General features: G+C 34.3%; 11 protein-coding genes and 3 pseudogenes. 11 read left to right on the plus strand and 3 right to left on the minus strand.

Features of this window, described 5'->3' with window-relative positions; genetic code table 11:
* Positions 1-143: 143 nt before the first annotated feature.
* Both VQL36_RS10120 and VQL36_RS10125 read left to right on the plus strand, forming a co-directional pair.
* Complete coding sequence (locus tag VQL36_RS10120; RefSeq protein ID WP_349249195.1) at positions 144-7019, plus strand: DNRLRE domain-containing protein; 6876 nt, start codon at positions 144-146, stop codon at positions 7017-7019.
* Between the two features lie 17 nt (positions 7020-7036).
* Positions 7037-7426, plus strand: a complete 390-nt coding sequence (locus VQL36_RS10125; RefSeq protein WP_349249196.1) for a hypothetical protein — start codon at positions 7037-7039, stop codon at positions 7424-7426.
* Between the two features lie 376 nt (positions 7427-7802).
* Here the strand turns inward: VQL36_RS10125 and VQL36_RS10130 are convergent.
* A pseudogene (locus VQL36_RS10130) lies at positions 7803-8809 on the minus strand (IS1182 family transposase); the annotation flags it as partial.
* 225 nt (positions 8810-9034) lie between these two features.
* Between VQL36_RS10130 and VQL36_RS10135 the strand changes: the two are divergent.
* A pseudogene (locus VQL36_RS10135) lies at positions 9035-9622 on the plus strand (RHS repeat-associated core domain-containing protein); the annotation flags it as partial.
* Here the strand turns inward: VQL36_RS10135 and VQL36_RS10140 are convergent.
* Positions 9598-9747: a hypothetical protein gene (locus tag VQL36_RS10140; protein WP_349249197.1), complete on the minus strand. Its 150-nt coding sequence runs from the start codon at positions 9745-9747 to the stop codon at positions 9598-9600. The pseudogene VQL36_RS10135 and the gene VQL36_RS10140 overlap by 25 nt on opposite strands.
* A gap of 54 nt (positions 9748-9801) precedes the next feature.
* Between VQL36_RS10140 and VQL36_RS10145 the strand changes: the two genes are divergently transcribed.
* From VQL36_RS10145 to VQL36_RS10170, 7 genes and pseudogenes are all read left to right on the plus strand, one after another.
* The gene (locus VQL36_RS10145) at positions 9802-10191 is read left to right on the plus strand and encodes a hypothetical protein (RefSeq protein ID WP_349249198.1); all 390 of its coding nucleotides are present in this window, start codon (positions 9802-9804) and stop codon (positions 10189-10191) included.
* Between the two features lie 116 nt (positions 10192-10307).
* Positions 10308-10412 carry an RHS repeat-associated core domain-containing protein gene (locus tag VQL36_RS21170; RefSeq protein ID WP_413789572.1) on the plus strand — a complete coding sequence of 35 codons (105 nt, stop codon included), beginning with the start codon at positions 10308-10310 and terminating at the stop codon, positions 10410-10412.
* A gap of 34 nt (positions 10413-10446) precedes the next feature.
* Positions 10447-10920: a hypothetical protein gene (locus VQL36_RS10150; RefSeq protein WP_349249199.1), complete on the plus strand. Its 474-nt coding sequence runs from the start codon at positions 10447-10449 to the stop codon at positions 10918-10920.
* Between the two features lie 28 nt (positions 10921-10948).
* Positions 10949-11122, plus strand: a pseudogene (locus VQL36_RS10155) (IS110 family transposase); the annotation flags it as partial.
* 58 nt (positions 11123-11180) lie between these two features.
* On the plus strand, positions 11181-11483 hold the full coding sequence (locus VQL36_RS10160) for a hypothetical protein (protein ID WP_349249200.1): 303 nt from the start codon (positions 11181-11183) through the stop codon (positions 11481-11483).
* Between the two features lie 10 nt (positions 11484-11493).
* The gene (locus tag VQL36_RS10165) at positions 11494-11904 is read left to right on the plus strand and encodes a hypothetical protein (protein ID WP_349249201.1); all 411 of its coding nucleotides are present in this window, start codon (positions 11494-11496) and stop codon (positions 11902-11904) included.
* Between the two features lie 538 nt (positions 11905-12442).
* Positions 12443-14326, plus strand: coding sequence for a prenyltransferase/squalene oxidase repeat-containing protein (locus VQL36_RS10170; RefSeq protein ID WP_349249202.1), 1884 nt, complete (start codon positions 12443-12445; stop codon positions 14324-14326).
* A 61-nt stretch (positions 14327-14387) separates the two neighbouring features.
* Here VQL36_RS10170 and VQL36_RS10175 read toward each other — a convergent pair whose 3' ends face one another.
* Entirely contained in the window at positions 14388-15125 is a 738-nt protein-coding gene (locus VQL36_RS10175; RefSeq protein ID WP_349249203.1) for an HAD family hydrolase, read from the minus strand.
* A 405-nt stretch (positions 15126-15530) separates the two neighbouring features.
* Here VQL36_RS10175 and VQL36_RS10180 point away from each other — a divergent pair, with 405 nt between their 5' ends.
* The gene (locus tag VQL36_RS10180) at positions 15531-18422 is read left to right on the plus strand and encodes a peptidase inhibitor family I36 protein (protein WP_349249204.1); all 2892 of its coding nucleotides are present in this window, start codon (positions 15531-15533) and stop codon (positions 18420-18422) included.
* Positions 18423-18588 lie beyond the last annotated feature (166 nt).

Raw genomic sequence — 18588 nt, forward strand, 5'->3', positions numbered from 1 at the left:
AACGTTATCTTAGTGTTTTCTTAATGTTATTTTAATGTTTAATTAATATTGTAGAAGGAGAGTGGACAGATAGGGGGGGGGTTATTACATAAGAATTACTAGGAAAATATCTAAGAATATCATCTGGGAGGAATTTTTTATTCATGTTAAACAAAAGAAGTTTTCGATTTATTAATGTAATGTTAAGTTTTTTACTCATTTTTTCGTTATTGGTACCTACTGCAAATGCTGCACAGACCAATGGAGATAGACCATTACCAGTAGCAGAAAAAAAAGATAAATTAAAATTTCCTGACAAATTACCAAAAGGATCAGTTGTAGAGATACCTGAATGGCGAACAGCAAATACTAAACATTTTATTAAGGATGATGGTACGTTTGTTGCAGAAGTAAGTCAAGAAAGTATTTTTTATCAAGATAAGGAAACTAAGAAGTGGAAAGAAATTGATAATAATTTAGTACATAATTCTGAAAAGGATAAACCCAAAAAAGATAAACCGGAAAAGGGTAAACCAAAAAAAGAACTAGATTTTAAAAACAAAGCGAATAGATTTGAAGTTCAATTCACTGAATTTATTGGATCAACTTTGTTAGAAGAAGTAACAGATGTTCCAGCAACTGAAGAACCAGTAGAAGTAACTGAGCCAGTGGAGGAGCCAACAACTGAAGAACCAGTAGAGGTAACTGAGCCAGTGGAGGAGCCAACAACTGAAGAAGCAGTAGAAGTCACTGAGCCAGTGGAGGAACCAGCAACTGAAGAAGCAGTAGAAGTAACTGAGCCAGTGGAGGAGCCAGCAACTGAAGAACCAGTAGAGGTAACTGAGCCAGTAGAAGAGCCGACAACTGAAACAGTAGAAGTAACTGAGCCAGTAGAAGAGCCAACAACTGAAACAGTAGAAGTAACTGAGCCAGTAGAAGAGCCAACAACTGAAGAACCAGTAGAAGTCACTGAGCCAGTAGAAGAGCCAGCAACTGAAGAATCAGTAGAAGTAACTGAACCATCAGAGGTTCCAGTGGTTGAAGAACCAGTAGAAGTCACTGAGCCAGTAACAAATGTATATGATGAGCCGATCACTCAATTAGAAATAAAAAATGCTAGGATTGAAATGTATCCAGTTAATGCAAAGTCTAGTGTCGGTGAATTTTTAGATAATAAGATTTCATATCAACAAATTTACAAAAATACAGATTTCCTATATTATGTTGAATCTGACAAGTTAAAAGAAGAAATTATTTTACATTCTAGTGATGCTCCTACCTCTTATTCATTTGAGTTATTATTAGATAATCTTAACTATACAACATTGGAAGATGGTTCAATAGAATTTCAATATGCAGATACATCTGAATTTGCATTTATCATACCTAAACCATTTATGTTTGATGCTAAGAAAAACAAAGATTACTCTGATGCCGTAACTCAGGAAATTCGTGAAGAAGATGGCAGAGTCTTCCTTGATATTGAGGCTGATTCGAGTTGGATTCAAGACAATAAGAGAAAGTTTCCTATCGTTATAGATCCAACAATTGATGTCTCCTATAAACCATTTGATGATACGTATGTAAATAGTGCAACACCAACAACAAACTATAAATATTACGATCATGTATATGCAGGGTCATTTGAAGAAGGAACAGCGGAAGCTTACATTCGTTTTGCGCTACCTTCATTACCTGACGGAGCAAAAGTCATTCAAGCAGAAGGTTCATTATATAATTATTTGCCAAAAACAACCTCAACAACAGTTGATGTATATTCCATTAGTGAGTGGTGGCATGAAGGTGGTGTAGATTGGAACAATCGACCTCAAAAAGGTTCAGTAGTTCAATCTTTTGATGTTTCTTCCTCAGGTTGGTCAAATTTTGATTTAACTAGCTTCTTAAAAGATTGGTATGAAGGATATGAAGCAAATAATGGTATTGCATTGGTTACGAATCCGGATTCTGCAGAAGCAGTAGGTTTTACTTCAAGTAATCATAGTGATGCACCTTATCATCCAAATATGACCATTGAATATATTATAGATCCAGTAGGTATGAATCATTATTGGACCTATACGGGTGATGGTGTCATGCCGTATAAAGGAAATTTATCTTTATCTGCTATAGATTTAGCAACATCAGGACTTGGTTTTGATGTAGGTGTAGGCAGAACTTATAATAGTCGTGAAGACTCAAGAGTACCTACTTCATTATTTGGCTCCAATTGGCATTCTGTATTAGATATGAGAGTGTGGGATTTATACGGTTCTGTAACGGTGCAGGATGGAACTGGGGTACGTAAGGTATATGAAAGAACGGATGTGACTGAATATTCACCACCTGCAGGTACAACCGCTTCATTAAGTGTAGATCCAATTACAGATGATTTTTTACTAACTACTACGGATCAAACCACTTATTATTTTAGTAGATTTACAGGAGATCTTCTCCAAATAGAAGATGCAAATGGGAATGTAACAACCTTTACAGAAGACAAAAATGCAAATGAATTACGTATCACCGATGCCTCAGGTAGAGTAACAACTGTTCATTTTAAAGTAGGAGATGGCAAAGTTGATTATGTCATTGATCCTAAAGGCAGAAGGGCTCAATATGCATACAATAGTTCACATTTATTAGAATCTGTTACGGTTACAGATGGTTCTGAAACTATTACTAGTTCTTACACGTATAAATCAGGAACTTCTTTATTAGCATCAGTAACAGATGCTGAAGGCAATGTAACAAGTTATAATTATGATGAGTATGATCGCATCATAGATGTAACCAGAACACTAAATGGAGCATCCATTACAAACACATACACTTACGATACAAGTGTTTCTCCTCGTTTAGTAACAGTGGAAGGTATGAATGGAGAAAGAACTGTATATCATTCGAATGATAATGGTCATGTTGTACAGGAGGATGTTAAATTAAATGATACAGAAACAGCTACAACAGTTTATAAGTGGGATGCAAAAAACTTTTTGTATGAAATTATAAGACCAAATGATCAAACGACCAAAATTACTTATGGTAATAACGGTTTACCATTAAACATAACTACACCTGATGGGAATACGATTAATCAAAACTATGATATCGATAACAATGTAATTTCCACAAAGGATCCGTTAAATAATGTTGAAGGTATTAGTTACGATAACAATAATAATCCAACGGATATTACTGATCCAACAGGAAAAACTGTGATGATGGATTATGAGAATAATGGAAATATGGTTAGCGTCTCGGAAGCAATGAGCTTAGCCAATAACTTGGTATATAATAGTGGGCTTGAATACGGCAGTACGCCACTAGGTTGGGATACGACAAGAAGCTTACAAAGTGGTGAAGCTTTCGAAGTTAGTACGGATCAACAAGATGATGGCTATCAATCGCTTCATATGAAATCCAACAGTACTAGTGGCTTATATGGAAAAATGCAGTATTCAATGGATGTTACGCCAGAAATGACCTACAGCTTAAGTGCCAGCATGAAATTAGGAGGCAATACATCAACAGAGATGTTAGTTACATGGTATCGAAGTGATGGTACTAAGATTTCTGATGTGTCTAACCTATCAATTAGTAAATCAGGTTCATGGGGAACAGATTGGCAACGTAAATCTACTGGAATCGTTGCCCCTAATGATGCATTTAAAGCAACAGTTCAAGTAGGTATTCAAGGAACAGGGGAAGCTTGGTTTGACAATTTAATGTTTGAAACAGGTTCAGGGCGTTCAGGCAATATTTTAGTAACAAACCAAAGTTTCGATAACGACATCGATCAAACTTCTTTAGCTGATGAATGGTATCCTAGCGTAGACACTGAAGGAATTAATATTGATTATTCTGAAAAAATTCATGGGGTTGCTTCTGAAAAAATATCAGGCACTCCAAACGATTACAAATATGTTAAACAAACGTTATATTTATCTGGACCAAAAGGAACGAAATTTAATTTATCTGGATATAGTAAACCTGAGAATGTTCCATCTACTGGTGGATTTTGGGGATTACAACTAGAGTTTAAATATACAGATGGAACTTACAATTGGTTAGGGGTTACATTTGATAGAAATAAGCTAGATTGGCAGGAAATTTCAAGGGTCATCGAAGCTGAAAAAGATTTTGAATATGTTGCTGTCATACCAACATTTAATCATATGCCAGTGGATGCTAAAGCTTGGTTTGATGATGTGAAGTTCACAGTAGTAGATGTACCTTCATCAACGATATCTAAATATAATTATGTAGATAATTCATCATTTGAATATGATTATGACAATAGTGGCTGGCCTGATGGTTGGTATCGTTCATCTGGAAACGGCAATTTAACAGGACAATGGGTAGATCTAAATACTTCAAACGGAAATGTGTATACAGGAAGTCACTCATTAAAAATGGTTAATCCTACAAGTTGGGAAAGTGCAACTAGAACAGGTGAATTAGTACCATTTGATTCAAGCAAAAATTATACTGCAGTGGGTTACATTAAAACTGTAGATGTAAGTTCTTCTGCCGTTTTACTTGTACATGCCTATGATCAATCTGGAACTTGGATAGGACAAGTTGCATCAAATGAAATAACAGACTCAACAGATTGGAAAAGAGTTTCCTTAACTGTAGATTCTTCTAACTTACCTAGAGGTACTGAGAAACTTGCTGTAGGAGTGCAAATGCGAGCAGGTAGTGGAGTAGCTTATTTTGATAATATTAGATTGCAAGAGGGCGAGTTTAGAACACAAATTCAATATGATAATTCAGGTAATTATTTAAACAAAGTGACTTCTCCTAATGGAAATCAAGTAAGCATGACTCCAGAATCAACAACGGGTAATATTTTGGACATTACAGATGCATTAGGAAACAGAACTTCTTTTGAATATAATATGAGAAATCAGGTTGAGTTAGAGAAGTTCCCATATCAAGGAGCGATTAATAATAGTGTCGTTGAAAAAACAACTTCTTATCGATATGATAACAATGGGAATATATCATCCATAACAGATCCAAATTTTAACACATGGTTGTCTTTCCAATATAATGAGTTAAATCAGCTTGCAAGAATGGACGAGGATGTCACCATAAATGGAATAACACATCGTAATACATCTTTATATAATTTTGATAATTCAGGGCGATTAGAGAGAATTACTCTTCCAGGTGATCAATCCACTCAAATGGGATACGATCATGCAGGAAGATTAACGGATATGTCATTTAACAATGCTAATGGAAATCCGTCTAAACAATTTAGCTATGAGTATGATGTTAATCATAATTTAGTTGGTTTTGGTACAGATTCATCTCAATTTTCAGCTGAATTTGATGTTATGAATCGTTTAACAAAATTAATAGAGCCAAATGGAACAAACTATATTACGAACACCTATAATGATTTAGGACAACGGACAAATGTAGCAGTCACTTATGGAGCTACAACCTGGAACAATAAATACACTTATGATAGTTCCGGCCAATTAAAACAATTCCATGATGTTTCAACAAATCGGAATTCTTGGTATTTATTTAATGAAGGAAATCAATTAGTAAAAATGTATCATAGTAATGATACAGGCATGTATTTCGTTCATAATAACGAAGGTCAAGTGACTGAAGTGAGAAATGAACATGCTGGTGAAGTACTTGATAAATTCCGTTATGATTTCGATGCAAATGGTAACATCGTTAAGATATGGGATGACATGAATGCTTCTTGGGTAGAGTACACTTATGATTCCATGGGTCAGTTGTTATTAGAGAAATATTCTGATAATACAACGATTGAGTATCAATATGATGAATTAGGAAATCGTACTTTAGTTATTGAAAATGGAGTAACGAAACAATACAGTTATAATGCTGAGAAGAATCGTTTATTATCTGTAGGTAACAAAGCATATCAATACGATGCTAACGGAAATATCATTGATGATGGAACCTATACGTATGTATGGGGTGATGATCAAATGCTACAAGAAGTAAAACAAGGTGCGACTACCATAGCGCAATACAGTTACGATGCTTTAGGTAGAAGAGATACAGCAACAACGAATGGAGTTACTAAAGAATTCCATTATGATGGAGATCGTATTTCATATGTAAACCAAAGTGATGGAAAAGTGTACCGATTCACTTATGGTGGAGGAGATGCACCCATCTTTATGAGTTATCAAAATGAACAGTATTGGTATCATTATGATAAACATGGAAATGTTATTCGTATGACTGATGAGAATGGAAACTCAGTAGCACAATATGAATATGATGCTTTTGGAAATGTAACATCATTAATCGATAACGAAGTAGCTAATCTTAATCCATTCCGATATACTGGATATTATTACGAGTCTGATATTGATAAGTATTATTTAAAAGCACGTTATTATGATCCTGAAATTGGCCGTTTTCTTTCCAAAGACCCAGTATTATCATTGAATGCTTATACTTATGCTGCGAATAATCCAGTGATGTATGCAGATTATTCCGGAATGGTTCCAGTTGATATTGACGATGATGGTAACATTATAAAAGATTTTGATTCAATGTATCCTAGTAGGACTACAAACACAGGAGATACAAGTAATTCTATAACTCATGACTTAGCGAAAAACGTAGGATGGAACATAATGTATGGAGCTAGTGATGCTTTATACGGTAAGCATGTATCCGAGTCCCTAATGAAACCTAGCACATTTCAGTATCGACTTAATAAATATGGTCCCATAAAGGATGGTACAAGGGCTCCTTCAACAGCAAATAAGATTGTGGCGGGTGCTTCTAAGCTGGCAGGTCCAGCAATAGCTTTAGTTACTGCAATTGATATCATCAAAGATACTCAGAATTATGAAGGCAAAGAACTGGTGGGTGCTATTACTTTAACTATTACTGGAGCATTAGTTGGAGTTGGAGCTACTTTTGTAGCTGCAGCAGTCGCTCCTGCAGCAGTAGCCGTGGTTACTGGTGCAGTAGTGGGAACGGCTGCTGGCTGGGCTGCTGGCTGGTTTAAACGTAGATTATTTGGTTGACGAGGAGGGATGTATCTATGAGTTTTTTATTCAATAGTATGCCTCTTCCGCTCTATTTATTGATTGCATGGGGTGGCGCTATAGGTCTATCAACTTATTTTTTGAAAAATACTCATAAATATAATAAAATTATGTTGTTAGGTATATTATTATTGTCGTCTAGTTCATTTTTTGTGGGTATTTTAAGAATCATATCATCATTGGAATTATTTCAAAAATATAAAGAAAAGATTGAGATTCTTGCCATACTTGGTTTTTTAGGTATTCCATTTTTTATGATTGGAAGTTATATTCAAGTGAAGGATGACCCAGAAAAAAGGAAAATAGTAATTTTTGGCTTAGGATTGCTTATACTTGCTTGTATTACTTTTACAATATCGGTTGCAATTGCATTTTTGGGGAAATAGAAGAGTTTGATACGCTCAGTTTAAGGTATTATAAGATAATGAGTGAGATAGTAATAGTAACTAATTAAATTTAACTACTTAGAGATCGACTAATAGAGTCGGTCTCTTTTTTGTTTGCGAGGCATGTTGCCGAGCCGATGGCTTGAAAGAAAGCCTATCACCTAGCTAATTGGGAAGAAAGCTGTAAGCAAGGGCGTCTTTGGTGACAAAGGGGTCTGAAGGAAGCTGATGGCGGTTATTGGAACGGGACGCAAGTGAACCAGTGATGGTAGATGTGGTGGATAATCTTCCGAAAAGTAGGGACGTCCAAATAATTAGCTTAGCCACATGTGTTGGGATGGTCATTTTAATAACAGGCGGAGCAACTTAACCTCGGTGTACTGTACTTTAATACATGCTTGCTAGGGCAGACATATACATTTTTTTCAGGATCAAATTTAAATCTCCACTTTTTAATCAATCCTTTTACAGGAGTGTAGGACCGATGTCCAATGACTGCAAAGATCTTTTTATCATTTAATTTCTTGCATATCGGTGTGGTTAAATACCCAGCGTCTAAGGCGACTGCCTCTAGGGTTTCTTTAAAATTGAATTTCTCCATTTGATGTTCTAAGCGTTCCATGTAAGGCACGGAATCATGGACATTCCCAGCTGTAAGATGTACATCTGTAATGACATTGTATTTATGATCTACCGTTCGATGATCAAGATAAAAGAACCCTTCTGGCTTTCCGTCCCTTACCATATATCCACTCTCTTTATCTGTGGTGCTCACTTTTGTTTTCTTAGTTTCTATCACTTCCTTCCGTGGTTTCAAAGCTTTTTTCCATGGGATTCTCGATCTTTCTGTACCGCTTTCTCTAATTCATTCAGATAACTTTTCGTACTTTTCGTGACTTCTTGTTTGGTATATTTTCGCTTATTTGCATTTGCTTTTAAATGAGTAGAATCTGTAATGAGTACACGTCCTGCAACCATACGATGCTCTATGGCTTGAAACACAATACGATCAAATATTTCTTGAAACATCTGACTTCCCTTAAGGCGTTGTCTTTGTAAACTAATGGTACTATGATCAGGAACACGATCGGTTAACCCGAGCCCTAAATACCATCGATATGCAATGTTCATTTGAACTTCACGCTCCAATTGACGTTCAGAGCGTATACCATATAAATAACCAATGAACATCATTTTGAAAAGAACAATAGGATCAACGGAAGGACGACCGTTATTTTCACAATAGTAGGGTTTGACTAAGTCAATAATAAAAGAAAAATCAATATGCTTATCTATTTTGCGTAAAAGATTATTTTGAGGAACAAGCTCTTCAATACAAACAAATTCATATGTATTTTGTGAGTGAGATTCAGAACGAAGCATGAGATCACCGCCTAATGTTATTTACTATATTATAACATATTACAGCGGTAAATTCTTAAAGTAATTGAATGAAAATACACCTGTTGAGGTTTCTCAACAGGCTGCAGAAAAGAGATCGACTATTAGAGTCGGTCTCTTTTCTTTCTTATTGGTTAACTTGAAAGTATGGATATTACTTGAAATGATAATGGAACGACAGTTTCACAATATGAATATGATGCTTTTGGAAATGTAACATCATTAATCGATAATGAAATAGCTAATCTAAACCCATTCCGATATACTGGATATTATTACGAGTCTGATATCGATAAATATTATTTAAAAGCACGTTATTATGATCCTGAAATTGGACGTTTTCTTTCTAAGGACCCAGTGTTATCTTTAAATGCTTACACTTATGCTGCGAATAATCCAGTGATGTATGCAGATTATTCAGGAATGGTTCCTGTTGATATTGACGATGATGGTAACATTATAAAAGATTTTGATTCAATGTATCCTAGTAGAACTACGAATAGTAGTACAACTACAAAAAGCACTTCTTTTACTACTAATTTAGCAATAAACGGTATAAATGGAACTGCAGATGCTTTATTCGGTAATTATTTAGCTCAGGAGCTATTGAAAAATAAGCCGATTCCTTATCAATTGCATAAGTATAGTCCCATAAGGGATGGTGTGAGGTATCCCTCGACAGCGAAAAAGATTGTGGCGGGGGCTACTAAGGTGTCAGGTCCAGTATTATTAGGTCTTACGGGATATCAAATCTACAATGATTTTCAGGATTACGAAGGCAATGATCGGTGGTAGGCTGCAGGTATAACCACTTTAGGAACAGGAATTGTAGTTGGGGGGGCTGCTGTCGCTGTAGGTTTTGGCGCTCCTGTAATTGCTGTTGTTGGTGGTGGTATAGCATTAGGGACAGGTGTAAGCATAGGTGTTGATTGGGTTAAACGTAAATTATTTGATTGATGAGGAGTGATGTGTCAATGAGTTTATTATTTAATAGTATGCCCCTACCGCTATACTTATTTATTGCATGGGGTAGTGCTATAGGATTAGCAACTTATTATTTGAAAAATACTCATAAATATTATAAAACTATATTGTTAAGTATGTTATTAATTTCGTCTTCCGCATTTTTTGCGGGTATTTTCAAAATCACATCAGATTTGGAATTATTTCCAAACTATATAGATATAATTGAAATTCTTGCCTTACCTGGTTTATTGGGCGTACCATTATTTATGATTGGTGGTTATATGCAAGTGAAGGATGACCCATACAGAAGGAAAATAGTAATCTATAGCTCAGGATTGGTAGCTTTTTGTATCATTGGTATTATAACAATTACTGTTTTAGTGTTATTGGGAAAATAGAAGCGTTTGATGTGACCAACTTAAAGGATTATAAGATAATGAGCGAGATAGAATGATTGACTAATTAAATTTAACTATTTAGAGATCGACTAGTAGAGTCGGTCTCTTTTTCTGAAATTGGACGTTTTCTTTCTAAGGACCCAGTATTATCTTTGAATGCTTACAGTTATACTGCGAATAATCCAGTGATGTATGCAGATCATACAGGGATGGTTCATTGACGATGATGGTAATTTATAAAAGATTTTTGATTCAATGTATAATCGTTCAAACGAGTGGCATCAAGATGTTGATTGGATTGGATCTGGTATTAATGGTGGAGTAGCTGGTATAGGAGGATATACTCAAAACTATGAACAATATAGATCTTACTATGAACCAAGACCCGATCCCTATTATCTAAATGACTCTGAATCCTATAAGAAGTACGAAGTAAGATACAAGCCATATTTAGCGGTTGGTCCAAAAGTTGGAGTATTCGGATACGCTTATACTGGTGTAACCAGCGGTGTGGATATTGTTAGAGATAAGGAGTTAATGGATGGCCAAAAATGGATAAAAGGTGGAATTAAGGTAGTTGGCGTTGGACTGACTGCAGCAGGCACTACTTTATCTACAATTGTAGGTGCAGGGATCGGAGGATCAATCAGCTTTGGTGCTGGCGCTGCTCCTGGAGGAGCTATAGGTGGGACAATTGGAGGAGTAGTTTCAGCTGGGATTGTTTCATGAGGTGAAAATAAGATTTTTGGTTGGTTAGGAAAACCGTATGCATGGATTTGGGCAGCTAGTGAAATGGATAGAGCATCAGAGAAAGGAAAACAACAAGCAGCATGTCATTTTAAGGGTAGAACCTACAGGTCATTTCTGGTTTAGCCTAGCGTATTTCCTTAAAGCGAAAGGATACGATTTTGTTGTTGTAAATCCGATGCATTACTGGGAAGGGTAATGTTGAAACCCTAGGAAATTATTATGAGCCTAAATATCCTTGGTTGAAATATCCAGCAGCCGTCTTTTCATATGGTTTAACTGCAACTGATGTAACATTGACTATGTTAGATAAGGATCTTCCATTATACAAAAGACCTGTAAAATCTGCTATTATCTTAGGTGGATCCTATGTTAGTTATAAAGCTGGTCAACTTGGAGGAAGAGCTGGAATTGCTTTATGTGGTAGAAATCCTCTACGTGCGCTTCAATGTGGTACTGCAGGTGCTGCAGGTGCTGGCGCAGGAGCCACATTCCTAGTTTCAAAGTTTCAAAATAAACTATATGATTGGTTTAACTTAAATTAGGAGGAATAATATGAAGACTGAATTTTATATGAAATCAACAGTAATGTATTTTTTTTTAGGATTATTGATCCCTGGAATAATATTTATGATATTCGGTACTTCGTCTTGGTGGATAAATACAATATTAATAATTAGTGGTATTGGTATAATTATAATGGTTGGTGCATTGTTTATTAAATTGCATAAAATAGAAATAGAAGAAGATTATTTTATATATTATGACAATAGATTTAAAGAACCGACAGACAAATGGAAGTGGAGTGATATTACAGAAATTAAATTAAACAAAAAAGTAATTTTAATTGTAAATAACAATGATCAAAAAAATAGTCTAAGATTAGACTTTTTATTCTGGGACAAAGTTTTAATAGACGAGATAGAACGACGTGCTATAAATGCATCAAAAACGTATAACGACTAGTGTTTACTTCTCTGAGGGGTTCATATTTCTTGAACCTAATTTAAAAGAAATTTTAGAAACAAGAAGACTAATGCAGCGTACCCCAAACTTATACAAAAGAGAGCCTCCACAAGATGATATTTATATTCATTTAACGGTTATTTATGATAGCCGTCTTTTATTGTACATATGATATCTACTCTTGATTATTTTCTTTTCCTTGATATGATTTATTTCCCTTTATTCCGTAATCGAAAAGCAGCATGTTTCATTTATAGAAATAAGGACAACACCTTGGTATCCTAACTCCTTTAAACTTTCCCAACCCGTGCCCCTCGTAATGTCAGAACTAATCTTAGAACTTTTTTAGGATAAGCAACCCATAAAAAAGCATCTTTTTTAATGAAGGAATGATTTTAGGTATATATTTTTTAATTCCTCTAATTGTTAGCTAAACGTTATAAACCAGATTTATTATAATGAACTTAGTGAAAAAATGAATAGCTTTTTAAGTGGATTAATACATATTATTAACCCACTTAAAAAGGAATGATCAACTTTGATTACAGAAAGTAAAATCATTCAAGAAATAAAAAAACGTACAGAAAATTTAAAGGAAAATCAATCTCCAAATGGCGCATGGCATTACTGTTTTCAAGATGGTGTGATGTTTGATGCATTTATGATTATGACCATGCGAGCAATCCAGCATCAAGACGAAAAGTTTATACGTTCAGTCACTGAATATATAGTAGATAAACAAGAGAGTAACGGAGCATGGAAGCATTATAAAGATGAAGCTCCAGGAAATATCACTGCTTCTGTTTCAGCTTACAATGCTTTGCTTTTTTCAGGTTACTTTAAGAAAACCGATCCAAATATGAAAAAAGCAGAAAAGCAAATCCTCGCTATGGGTGGATTAAGGAAAGCTCATTTTTTGGTTAAAGCATTACTAGCAGTTAATGGGCAATATCCTTGGCCAAAACCTTTTCCAATCCCAATCACTTTCATGTTACTACCAACAAAATTCCCATTGAATTTTTTTGATTTAAGTAGTTATGCAAGAGTATATTTAGCACCAAGCATGATTGTAGGCAATTTAAATTATTCAATAAAATCCGAACATACCCCAGATATATCTCATTTAATGGCACCTTCTACTTCTGCTGATGTTCAAAGGTCTCAAACTGAATACAAAGACGTCATCTCTTTAAGAAATTACATTGAAGATGAAGTTAAAAGACAATATAAACTTTCATGTTTACTTCAAAGTAAAGCTTATAAAAAAACAAAAAAGTTTATGTTACAAAGATTAGAGTCAGATGGTACCTTATACAATTATACAAGTGCAACTTGTTTAATGATATATAGCTTCTTAGCACTTGGTTATAATCGGTCACATCCATTGATAAATAATGCAATAAATTCAATGAAAGCTTACACGTGTGATTTTAATGGTAAAAAACATGTGGAAAATTCACCTTCTCAAATTTGGGATACTGCGCTTATATCCTATAGTTTGCAAGAAGCAGGTGTTCCTTTTGAAGAATCTAGTATAAAAAACTCAATTAATTACTTAGAGGGTCAACAACAACGCATAAAGAGTGATTGGGCGATTCATAATCCAGATGGAAAACCTGGAGGCTGGGGTTTTACAGAGGGCAATACGAAAAATCCAGACATTGATGATACAACTGCTGTATTAAGAGCAATGTATGAAACATCAAAACATGATAAAAAAATTCTTCAAGCATGGAATCGTGGTTTAAATTGGATTCTATCTATGCAAAATGATGATGGTGGGTGGCCTGCATTTGAGAAAAATGTAGATAAAAAAATATTTACTATATTGCCTGTTGATCATGTCGAAGATGGGGCACTGGATGCCTCCAGTGCAGATTTAACTGGAAGGACATTAGAGTTACTTGGAAATTATGCAAATTTAAAAAAAGATCACCCTCAAGTAAAAGCGGCTATAAATTGGTTAAAAAGAAATCAACAATCTGATGGTTCATGGTATGGGAAATGGGGTATTTGTTACATTTATGGTACTTGGTCGGCCATCACAGGATTATTAGCAGTTGGAGTCGAAGTTAAAGATCCAATCATACAAAAGGCAAAACGTTGGTTGTATTCAATCCAAAATAATGATGGGGGATGGGGGGAATCGTGTTCAAGTAACATTTTGAAAAAGTATGTGAGACTTAGTTTTAGCATAACAACTCAGTCAGCTTGGGTTATGGACGCCTTAATTGCTATAGAGGATGAGCCTACAAAAGAAATGAAACGAGGGCTCCAATTTATAGTAGAAAACAAAAAAAATCTGGATTATCCAACTGGTGCAGGATTTCCAGACTTATCGTACATTTATTATCATAGTTACAATCATATATTCCCATTATTAACATTAAGTCATTACTCTAAAAAGTATATAGAGATATAAAATTGATGATTAAAAAGGGAATTTGATTTTTATTTGACTTACCTTATAGTTATTATTAAATCTATTTTCTCTCAATTCCTTGAACTATGGAATCAGGAACTTCCTGTAAGCTTTTTAATGTATAGAATATATTTTTGGGCTTGATATTTAATTCAACAATGTTATATTTCCATTCAGTTTCACAAGGGATATGGATTGTATTGAGTCCAATTTGTAAACTAGGTTTAACATCTGTTCTTAAGGAATTGCCTATCATCCAAGTTTCATCAACTTTTAATTGCTCTTTAAATACAATATTCTTTAGAGCTTGTAATGTTTTATGTTTTGTTATATAAATACGTTCTCCAAAAAAGTCCTCTAATCCTAAGTGTTTTATTTTCTTATATTGGATAGAGTTTTCCCCACCTGTATATAAATGAAGATGATGCCCATCTCCTTGTAATCTATCCAACGTTTCATACATATTTGGATAAGCTTCTACATCTTGACTATATACGGTTTCCCCTAATTCTTTCAGTAATGTTACTTTAGTTTTGTCTATTTTTTTAACAATGAGTTTACAGAAAAATTTATAAGTTCTTACTAGAGACAGAGGGAAATGTTCAGCTGAGAAACCATACTTTTCAACTAAATGAATGTCTATTTCTAGTTGTTTTTCTTTTATTTGTTGTTTTGTGATTCCATCCTCACCAAACCAATCGTTCATCAATTCTATAAACGTGTCCAAGACTTTTTTATAATATTTATTACAATGAATTAATGTATCATCAAGATCAAATAAAATGGACTGATTCCTCATCTTTTTCCTCCTAACCTCCATTTGGTTTAAAAACTATCATAACATATTCTCAATGTTAATGTATATTTATTTTCAAATTATTTGAGTTTTATTAAATTAGTATTAATTATGATATAGGATATTTATAATTTGTTGTCAATGTCGTACTAAATATTTTTTAGAATTTTCATAAAATAATGAAAATTAGATTGAATAATTATACAATTTATCGTAATATGTTAGTTATAACAAACTACAGTAAATGATATGTTTATTTTCCTTAAGTGTAGTCTATTAATTCAATGATAGGAAATCAGATTCTCTAATGATTGCATGATTGTTGTTTTTAGTATTATGTAAGGGCTTTCATGGAAGGGGGGTCAGTTTAATCAAATTAAATATAGACAATAAAGGGGAGGAAGATGAATGATAGAGTCCAAAAGAATTACTTTATTTAGTTTTATAATTTGTCTTTTATTCATCATTTTAATTTCAATGAGTGTATTCTCTACTACAGAGGTAAGTGCACAAGAACGAGAAGGATATAAAATGATCGATCGAGGGACCTATAAGGTATATGTCCCTAAAGAAACAGTAGACACACAATCTAGTTTGGAACCTTCTAATTTAAAATCTTTTAATTTAAGTAATAATGTTGAAAGTGGAACTAGTACGGTAACGAATAGTGAGAGTGAAGTTGGTTACTTAGAACCTGAACTTAACATTCCAGCTTTAGGTGATCGGGATCCAGTCCCAAAAACCACCTACGATAATAGAACCTCTTTTCGTGATATAGAGCCTGAGAGGTATATACCCGTTAATTTAAATATAAATTCAAAATATTACAAAAATGATCTGTTGCTAAGTGAGTTAAATGCTGCATTAGATGACAAAGACCCTTTTGTGGATACGTTTTTAGGAATATATAATCCTGATACAGGAGAAGTAAGTAATTACTTTCCAATAAAGCCAACTTCGAATAAGTTGACTCTTCTTTTAAATAAACATTCATACTTTGCCGAAAACCTTACGTTAGATGTGGAAGAATGGTGGGAAGTAGACCCGAAGTATGCTAATAGTGGATATTCAAGAACGGGAGAGACACACATTAAGGGGATCAAAAGAGATGTTGGTGTTACACAATCCATGGAAACTTCAGTGGCAATGACACATGGAACTGGAGTAGATTTATCTTTTTCAGAGGGTGGGAAATTAGGAACACCCATTGGAGAAATGAATTGGGAAGTAGGTGTTACATTTAACTATAATTTTGCTCACACAAGCAGCCGTGCGTTTTCAAGAACAATGTACAGTTCCTATCATGATGAATTCACAGTGGATTTTGGCGGTCTTTACCCTAAGTCTTCATACAAGTGGGCTGTATATGATTTAATGACAAGAACAAAAATAAATTATTCAAGTGGAGACCATTTTGATGAACTAGATGATACTTTAAAAAACGATATAGATAATTTAGGGCTTACACTGGATATGAGTTCTTATATGGTGACCATTAGGAATTTACATTACGCGACGATGGCAGTCCCTATTTATGAACAAGATTCAGCTATACAAGAGCCTACTGATTTAACAGCAACGCAAGATTTTCAAAACATAACCATCACACTGAATTGGGACGCAGTACCTGCAGACAAAATAGATACGTCTGAGACTGTACAAAATGATGACACGGTTGCGGGTTACTATATTTATAAAAATGGGAACCTCGCTGCAACGATTCATAATCCATCAAGAACAAGTTGGGTTGACCAAAATGTAGAGGTTGGACTAACCAATACGTATTATCTCAAATCGTTTAGTAATTATAAAGAAAATACTCATTTATATTATTATAAAAAAATTTCACTTCCTAGTAATGTGGTAACTGAAAAAGTGGAACTAAATGCAGCACAATTTAAAAATATGGTCATTGGCTGTTCCATTCCATTTACTTTGACAGACAATCAGATTTCTGCCGGAGAAAGAACATATTACATCCTATATATTGGGAATCCAGCTGTAGGTGGAATAGAAGTGGGTAAATTTGAAGGAAAGGAGAATGGTGTAAACATCACTCCTGAGCTATATGACTTGTTAAAAGAAAACACCAATAAAGAATTTTATATCGTAAAAGAAGTTCTATATAATGGCGAAACTATTCGCTCCTCACCTGTAAAAATGCCTGGTAAATACTTTACAGTGACAGAAACTGCATTTCTGTTTTCAAAAGCTGGATTCAATGGGGATTGTGTTACAGTAGGTAAAACCGTACGTGGAGAAGCAACAAATTTAAATAGTTCAAGTTATAACTTTGATAATAAGTTGTCCTCTATGTTAGTGCAAGGAAATCTAGTCGTTCATCTAAACGATGACTTAAAACTTAATGGGTTTAGTCAAAGCTTTTTTACAGATGAGGATGGATTTGCTTATGTTCGTGACTTTAAGGATAAGATTATAGGAGCGAATACTGTATCTTCCCTTATCATTAGAGATAAGGTTGATGCCGTCTATTTCTTTTCAGGACCAGATTTTACTGGAACTATGAAATATGGTCGTAACAATACAGAATGGTGGGCTCATCAAGCCTCAACTGGTATTTTTAAAGACAATGATATATCTTCAGTGAAAGTTGTTGGTCCATATGCAGTTGTTCTCTTTGACAATAATAACTATTCAGGAGGAAATTTTTTAATAAAAGAGGACTATGGGGATCCCAATTTAGCTAGTATGGATAATAGAACTTCATCATATATTGTATACCATGGTGAGGGTGTATGGTTATTTGATTACCAAACGTATAGAGGAAATTATAAACGTTTCCTACCGGTTGATGCTAATACTCCTTATAATTGTCGTCATAGTTCTAATGAATGTGGATTTCCTGGTGATACTTTATCCTCTGTATTAGTGATTGGAGACTACGGCGTCACATTATATGAACACCCGGATTATAGAGGAAGAGTACAAGCAGTGAAAACCTTTGATCAATATTCGGGAAGTACTGGAGATGTAGGAGATAATCTAATGTCATCATTTAGAGTATTTCCAAAAGGTGTTTATTTAGGGCAAGATTTTAATTTTAAACCTGGACCTTCAGTTCTAGTAAAAGACCCAGGAAATTATAGTTTTGTAGAAAAGATAGGACTTCAAGATAATTCACTAAGTTCAATCTTTATTGTTGGTGATTATAAAGTAACCCTATACGCAGATCCTGTTTTTAAAGGAAATAGTTTAGAGATGTATGGCTGGCTTGGAGATTTTAGGAGTCATCCGATTGGGAATGATACAGTCAGTTCTTTAAAAATTGAAGAATATTAAATAGAAGAAATAAATAAGAGGAGCAGTTTCAAATAGTGAAATGTTACATTCATTTATGAGAACTGCTCCTCTTTTTTTAGAAATAACCTCCTTAGTTCAGTCTATGAAATCAAACATACAAAAAGGAGTATACCAAAATAAAAGTGTAGTTGTTATAAAAAAATGT

Origin of the sequence: Chengkuizengella sp. SCS-71B (assembly GCF_040100845.1) — a bacterium.
Taxonomy (GTDB): Bacteria; Bacillota; Bacilli; order Paenibacillales; family KCTC-33759; genus Chengkuizengella.